At 61.6% G+C, this 1,253-nt stretch carries 1 protein-coding gene; it reads left to right on the forward strand.

The genetic code is table 11. The annotated features are described in order from the left end of the window. The first annotated feature begins 67 nt into the window (after window positions 1–67). Window positions 68–1,227 (forward strand): IS3 family transposase gene (locus DDT93_RS26315; protein WP_232825587.1). Its coding sequence is split into 2 segments (ribosomal slippage): window positions 68–317 and window positions 317–1,227, totalling 1,161 coding nucleotides; the frame shifts between segments, so codons are not numbered across the junction. Window positions 1,228–1,253 lie beyond the last annotated feature (26 nt).

Below are 1,253 nucleotides of genomic sequence, written 5' to 3' on the forward strand. Positions count from 1 at the left end.
TGACCTGCCCCCCGCGAAATCCCTCATCGTAGTGTAGAGTCTGCGCCAACACTGAAGGAGCAGACGAATGCGAAAGAGCCGTTTCACCGAGGCGCAGATAATCGGGATGATTAAGGAGCAGGAGGCCGGGATGCCGACTGCGGAGGTGTGTCGCAGGCACGGCCTCAGCACGGCGACTTTTTACAAGTTGAAGTCCAAGTATGGGGGCATGGAGGTGTCGGAGGCCGCGAGGCTGAAGGCGCTGGAAGACGAGAACGCCAAACTCAAGCGTTTGCTGGCCGACACCATGCTGGACAACGTCGTGCTGAAGGACCTGCTGGGAAAGAGCTGACGACACTGATGAAGCGGCGAGACGCGGCGCTCCGGGTGATGCGGGATCATGACATCTCGCAGCGCCGGGCCTGCAGGCTTGTCGGTGTCGATCCCAAGACGGTCCGGCGTGAACGCCCGCCGGACTGCGCCGAGATCCGCAAGGAGATGCAGGAGATCGCTGGAACGCGGCGTCGTTTCGGGTATCGCCGGATCGGTGTCCTGCTGGAGCGCAAGGGCATGAGCATGAACCACAAGAAGCTCTATCGCATCTACCGCGAGGAAGGGCTGTCAGTGAAGCGACGGCGAGGCCGGAAACGGGCGCGTGGCACCAGGACACCGATGCCGGTCGCCACCTGTCCCAACGCGCGCTGGTCGTTGGACTTCGTGTCCGACAGCTTCGGCTCGTCGAGAAAGTTCCGGATCCTCGCCGTGATCGACGACTGCACGCGGGAGTCCCTGTGTCTTGTCGCAGACACCAGTCTATCCGGCGCACGGGTTGCCCGAGAGCTGAGCGCCCTGATCCGGGTCTACGGCAAGCCAGGTTGTATTGTCAGCGATAACGGGACTGAGTTGACCAGTCGGGCGATCCTGAAATGGGCCGACGAGAACGAGGTGCCATGGCACTACATCGATCCGGGCAAGCCCCAACAGAACGCGTTCATCGAATCGTTCAATGGCAGTCTCAGGGATGAGCTTCTCAATGAGGAGATCTTTGACAGCCTGGACGATGCGCGCCGCAAGCTGGCGCTGTGGCGCTACGATTACAACACGGTCAGGCCGCACTCATCACTTGGCAATCAAACACCGCTGCACGCCCGCCGAGCGCTTGAGCAGCTTGAGGGCTCCGCGCCCGGCGAGCTTGCGCCAGATCGGGAACCAGAATACCCAAACCCAACCTGCAGACTCTCGTTATGAATGAGGGACCGGCAGGGGGCAGGTCA

The sequence above is a fragment of the Albibacillus kandeliae genome (genome assembly GCF_003116585.1).
GTDB lineage: Bacteria > Pseudomonadota > Alphaproteobacteria > Rhodobacterales > Rhodobacteraceae > Albibacillus > Albibacillus kandeliae.